General features: G+C 56.1%; 3 protein-coding genes. 1 reads left to right on the top strand and 2 read right to left on the bottom strand.

All coding sequences use genetic code 11. The annotated features are described in order from the left end of the window. On the top strand, positions 1-4059 hold a 4059-nt coding region (locus RTY00_RS10355; RefSeq protein WP_312664365.1), incomplete at its 5' end, for an autotransporter outer membrane beta-barrel domain-containing protein. A gap of 146 nt (positions 4060-4205) precedes the next feature. On the opposite strand, the gene RTY00_RS10350 is transcribed toward RTY00_RS10355, so the two are convergent. Next, positions 4206-5726: an Ig-like domain-containing protein gene (locus RTY00_RS10350; protein WP_312664364.1), complete on the bottom strand. Its 1521-nt coding sequence runs from the start codon at positions 5724-5726 to the stop codon at positions 4206-4208. After that, positions 5668-6567 (bottom strand): Ig-like domain-containing protein (locus RTY00_RS10345; RefSeq protein WP_312664363.1); only part of this gene is annotated, 900 nt, incomplete at its 5' end. The genes RTY00_RS10350 and RTY00_RS10345, both read right to left, overlap by 59 nt.

Below are 6567 nucleotides of genomic sequence, written 5' to 3'. Positions count from 1 at the left end.
GGCACCAATCAGATCGCCTTCTTCGCTTACGGCCCCAATGCGCTGATCAACGTGCTGGGCAATAATCCGTTTGATGTCACCACGCAGAACTCCACGCTGTTCCGCGTTGAGCAGGGCGCAGACTTTAACGGCAACGCCTTGTCGCTCACCGCTTCCGGAGCAGGTTCAACAGCGGTGCTCGGCAGCGGCGCGGGCACCGATGTCAACAGTGGTGCGGCGGTGATCAACGTTAGCGGCAGCGGTGCTAATGGCATCACGGTGGAAGGGGGCGCAAATGGCGTGATTAACGCAGCAACCACCATGAACCTCACCGGCAGCAATGCGATTGGTGCAATCGTGGACGGACAAAAACACGATATCTTTGGCAGAAACAGCGGCTCGCCGGTGACCAGCACCAGCCTGAACTCTGCGGCGTCTTTAAATGCTTCACAGAGTGGATTAACCGGCTATGTGGCGCGTAATCGCGCGCAGCTGACCAACACCGGCGATATCACTTTCACCGGTGCCAACTCCACCGGCATTCGCGTGGAGAGCGGCGCAACTGGCACCAATAGCGGCAATATCAACATCAACGATGGCGGTACCGGTATCGCGGTGAACAGCGGCAGCAGCACCTTTGCCACCACCGCTAATAACACCGGTACGATTAACGTTAACGGCGGCAGCACCACTAGTCGCAGTCGCGGCGTCAGCGCCAGCGGGAATCGCGCGGTAGCGAACCTGAATGGCGGCACATTGAATTTGAATGGCACCGGCGCGATCGGTGCGGAAGCGCTGAGCGGTGCACTGGTGAATATCGCCGCCGGTTCAGCACCGGTATTCAATAACAGTGACCAGATTGCCTATCACGCGGCGGGCAGCGGATCGCGCATCAGCTCCGCCACCAACACCTTAGATATCAACAGCAGCGGCTCAACCGGCTATCGCATTGATGATGGCGCAGCGCTGAGTTTCACCACTCCGACAACCATTACCTCCAGCGCCAGCAACAGCACCGGCGCGATTATCTCCGGCAGCGGCAGCAGCCTGAATAGCAGCAACGCTAACTTCACCGCCAGCGGCCAGGGCAGCACGGCAATCCGCGCAGAAGGCGGCGCGAATGCCACGCTGGATAGCGGCAGCAGCATCAATCTCAGCGGCAGCAACGCGGTCGGCGTGCTGGTGAATAATCTGCGTACCGATTTGAGTAATGCGCTGGATGGCAGCGCGGCGGCTACCAGCGTCACCAGCAACGGCAACGTCAGCGGCGCGGGCAATGGCGCGATTGGCTTTGACGTCACCAACGGTGCAGAGCTGGTCAACAACGGCAATGTGAATCTCACCGGCAGCAACAACATCGGTATCCGTTCGCGCGCCGGCAGCACGCTGACCAACAACGGCGTGGTCAACGTGGCCAACGGCACCGGGCTGGATGTCTCCGGCAGCGGTAGCACGCTGGCGAAAGGCGGCACCATTAATGTCGATAACGGCACGGCGGGCGTGCGCATCAGCGATGGCGCACAGCTGGCTTTGACCGGAAGCGACACGGTGATCACCACGCGCGGTAACGCGCACGGCATCCTGCTGGATAGCGGCGCGACCGCACTCAGCGCCAGCGACGCCACGGTGAACGTGCTGGGCAGCGGCAACGGCCTCGAAAACCGCGCCGAGTTAAGCAATGTCGGCTTAAGCAATCTCACCATTAACGTCGGCGACGGCAACGGGATTCGTACCGCCGTGCCATTCGATCCGGCTTCAACCGTGACCACCAACGTGAACGGCAGCGGCACCGGCTTGAACATCGCCAATGCCGATGGCTCGACCACCAGCGGCGATCTGACGTTGGGTTCGGGCTATCAGTTTAATGTTACCGGCGCGGGCGGCACCGGTATTCGCGCCAATACCACGGGCAATGTCACCACCGCCGCCAATGTGAATATCGATAATGCGGCGGGCGGATCGGCGCTGGTCTCCAGCACCGCAGGCACCATCGTCAATACCGGCAACTTCACCTCCAACAGCCTGACGGCGCCGGTGGTGGATCTGCGCGGTGGTAAAACCATCTTCGAAAACCTCGGCAACATCATCACCGCCAATCCACAAACCGTGGCGGTGGCGGGCAGCAACGCCGATGACGAGATCCTGCTGACGGAAGGCGCAGTGCAGGGCGATATCAATCCGGGCGGCGGTTCGGATCTGTTCCGCTGGACGGGCGGAACGCTCAACGGCAGCCTGACGATGGGTAATGACAACAACAACACGGCTGAAGTGAGTAATGTTGATCTCGGCACCACCTACCATCTCACCAGCGGCACCGGCACGGGTAACACCTTAACTTTCAATCAGATCGATTCACGCGGTGGCAGCTTCAGCGCTGACGATCTTAGCAAAGGGGTCAACCTCGGCAGCGGCTGGAGCACCATCAACTTCGCTAACACTAAATGGACGCTAACCGATAACCTGCAGCTGGCGCACAGCACCATTAATGTTGATGCGGGATCAACGCTGTTTGCTGGCGATAACGTGCATCCGACGCTGTCGGGTGGAACGGCGGATTCGCTGGTGGTGAACAACGCCGGTACTCTGGATCTCACCAACGGCGCGGGTTCGCCGGGCAATACGCTGGATATCGCGGGCTCGCTGGCATCAAGTGGCGGCCAGCTCAATCTGGTTACCAACCTGAATGAGGGCGGTCCGCTGAGCAACCAGTTCACCGACCATCTCAACGTTACCGGCAATGCCAGCGGTACCACGCTGGTTAACGTGAAACTTGCCGATGCCAGCACCGGCGCACTCACCGATCTCAATCAAAATGGTGGCGTGGAGGGCAACGAAGGGATCTCGCTGGCGCAGGTCGGCGGCAATGCCAGCGCTAACAGCTTCGCGCTGAAAGATGGCTATCTCGGCGCCGGGCCGTGGCAATATCGCCTCTACACCTTCGCGCCGGGCAGCAGCGATCCTAATCAGCGCTTAGTCAGCGGCAGCGGCAATAACTATTGGGATTACCGTCTGGCGAACTACTACGTGTGTGAAGATAGCAACAGCTGCCAGCCGACCTTTGTCACCGATGCCTTTGGTACGCCGCAAAGCTACGATTCGCGTCCAGCGGTGGTGCCGCAAGTGCCATCTTATGTCTCTGCGCCGGTCGGTTTAGCCTATTACACCGCAGCGATTATCGACGATCTGCATAAGCGTCTTGGCGAACTGCGCCACGAGCAGACGCGTCCGGAAGGCAACGGCGGCGAGATGTTCCTGCGCTACATCGGCTCGAACCTGAAGTACAGCAGCGATAAGAGTTTCCGCGACTTCGGCTATGACTTTGACCTCGATTACAGTGCGGTGCAGGTGGGCGGCAATCTGCTGCGTCTCGACGGCGAGCAAGACAGCCTGCGCGGCGGCTTAGCCTACACGCGCGGTAATACGCGTATTCGTCCACACGCGGCCGACGGTTACAGCAGCACCACGTTCGACAGCGATAGCCTGGCGTTTTACGGCACCTGGCAGCGTCAAAGCGGTTTCTATCTGGATGGCGTGCTGTCGTTTGACTGGCATCGCGGCGAAACCGATATTGCGCGCACGCAAGAGGTGGCGAAGCTGAAAGGTAATGGCTGGACGGCATCGCTGGAGAGCGGCTATCCGTTCGAGTTGGGCGATGGCTACAAGCTGGAGCCGCAGGCGCAGCTGATGTACATGAAACTGAATATGGACGACTTCACCGATAAAGATGGCAACAAAGTGCGTTACGGCGACTATAACCAAACCATTGGTCGTTTAGGTGCGCGCCTCGATCGTACGTGGACCGACGACAGCAATCGCCAATACACCCCGTATCTGCGCGCTAACTACTACAAAGGTTGGGGCGGAACGGCGGATACGTCGGTGTCTTCTGTGGATAATCCGGCGTTTGGCGCCACCTTCAGCAGCGGGAAGTTTGGTCAAATGTGGGAACTGGGCGCAGGCGGCACCGCAACCTTGCAAAAGGATGTTTCACTGTACGCAGAAGCGGATTATCGCAAAGAGATCGAAGGCAACGGTGCCAAAGGCTGGCGCTATAACGTTGGCGTTAGGTGGCAGTTCTGATTCCAGGTGCGCATAAATGCGCACTCTACGAAAACCGAACTCTGCCTTCGTAGGGTCGCCATTTATGGCGACCGCCGAATGACAGGCATAAAAAAACGGATGGCGCGAACCATCCGTTTTGCTCTAACTCATGGCGTTTTTAGGCGTTAGATTGCCTGATACTGCTCATCCTGCAATGCAATCGGTGCAACGGTGCTGGTAGCAATACCTGATGTGGTAACCACAGACAGGTCGGCCTGAGTCAGATTCAGGTTAACCTGCTGTGCTGCCGCTTCAACGTTGTTACCCAGCAGCGTTTCTTCCGCATCGCTCAGCAGCTCAGCGCCCGAAATATCGAACAGGCTGAAAGCTTCATCTTGAGTCTCAATGGCTTTACGCGCGAAGATATGGAAGGTGAAAGGCTCAGTTTCCACGCCATTTACCTTCGCAATCACGGTATGAGTGCCTTCCTCAAAACTGCTGGCGATTTCGATATACCACTTACCGTAAGTACTTACGCCAACGAAGCCCAGCGAACGACCGCCAGCTGTCAGCAGTTCTACCGTTGCTTCTGGCTCACCTGAACCATAAATCACCACGGTATGATCAAGGATCACTTCACCGTCAGATGGCTGGCGGTTGTTGTAATCATTGTCGCGTCCAGAAACAGCATCAATGCTCGGGGCATCCGCTTCAACGGTGAACTTGCGAGCCAGCAAGCTATCCTGATTTTCATTTTGTACAGTAATGCTGTGATCGCCATTACCCAACTTCAGTGAATACGACCAGGTACCATCTTGCGCGGTGCGCACGCTGCCAACCAACTCGCCATTGTCGTAGATTTCCAGCACGATGTTCTGGCCTGCCAAACCACGCAGCAGCGGCGTTGAATCTTTTGTCACCGCACCATATGCAATCAGGGTTTCACCCGCATTATCGTCGTAAACGTTGAAGTTAATGCCGATATTTTCAGGGTCAACCAAGCTGAAGATCAGCGTGCCGCCTTTATTGCCGTTAGCATCGGTGGCAACCACTTCATGTCCGCCAGCCGCTAATGGTTCAGTAGTCTGGAAGCTCCAGCGACCGTACTCATTGGCAATCACGCTGCCTGCAACTTTGCCATCGATGGTGATGGTAACAAGCGTGCCTGCAACCGCTAAGCCGTTCAATACTGGTGTATTGTCATAAATTGAGGCGTTATAGGCGAAGTCTTCAATGCCATCAAATTCGCTGATACCACCCAGAACCCACGGTGCAAATACCTGCGCTGCCACCACATCAAACACAAAGGCTTCGCCGGTGCTTTCACCTACAGTAATCGCATGTTTACCCAGTGAAAGGGTGTTTTCTGGTTTGAATTCCCAGCTGCCATTGCCGTTAGCCAGGGTTGAACCGATTTCAACACCGTTATCAAAGATACGAACCAGCGTATTTGCAGGTGCATTTCCTTTGAATGAAGGTTGGGTATCATCGGTTGCGCCGTTTGCCGCAACTACACCTTTATTAAAGAACTCATCATTAACCTGGGTAATGCTGAACGGATTTTCTGGTTCAACCGGCACTTCAGGAGCAGTGATCACAAAATCATACTGCGCGCTGACGTTATCGTTGCCGAACTTAGCCACCACACTATGCGCGCCGACAGATAGCGGATCGGTGATGACGATTTGCCATCTGCCATCTGCCATCGCTGGTGCTGGTGACTGCTGAACCAATTTCCTTACCGTTTTCGTACAGGCGAATCAATACGCCTTTTGGACCGTAACCGACAAAGAATGGTGTGGTATCTGCAGTTTCATTGAAGCCACTCTCTTCTCCGGAGTTGCTGCCAACCAGCGAGACATGAACCGGTACTTTCACCGTGAAATTCCAGGCTTCAGTTTCTGTGCCGTTGCTGCTTTTCACGACAAAGCTATGCTCGCCGTTAGCCAGATACGCAGGTCTCACTGGGACGAAGTCCCAATAGCCGGTAGACGAAACGCGGCGCTCGCCGATTTTAACGCCGTTGTCGAAGATTTCGACCAGGCTATTTGGCTCTGCGGTGCCGGAAAGTTTCGGCGTGTCGTCATCGGTGGTGCCATTTTTCTCGATGTAGCCACCTTTGCCAACGTTATCGAGGATGTATTCGATCTCTGGTGTTTGTGGCTTGATGGCTTCTGGTGCGGCAATGGTGATAACGAAAGGCTTACTTGCGGTGCCTTCAGCAGTTTTGAACACCAGGTTGTAGCTACCCACTGATAGCTCTGGCGTCAGAGACCAGTTGCCCCATGCATCTGTCATGGTTGAGCCCAGAACCTCATCGCCGTTATACAGACGAATAACAACGTTAGCGCCTGCACGGCCAAAGAAGCGTGGCGTAGTGTCGATTGATGTTGCACCTGAACCAATCAGTTGGTTGTAGCCAGCTGAGTTATCAAATGCACCCGACACTTCAATTGGCTCTGCTGCTGCAGAAACAATGGTCACCGGGAATGGCTTGGTGGCTGAGCCTTCGCCGGCTTTGAATACCAAATTGTAGCTACCTGAAGT

The sequence above is a fragment of the Pantoea sp. CTOTU49201 genome, assembly GCF_032054795.1.
In the GTDB taxonomy this organism is placed as follows: Bacteria; Pseudomonadota; Gammaproteobacteria; order Enterobacterales; family Enterobacteriaceae; genus Pantoea; species Pantoea symbiotica.
The sequence above is the reverse complement of the archived record's forward strand: the minus strand, read 5'-3'. Positions and strand labels throughout refer to the sequence as shown.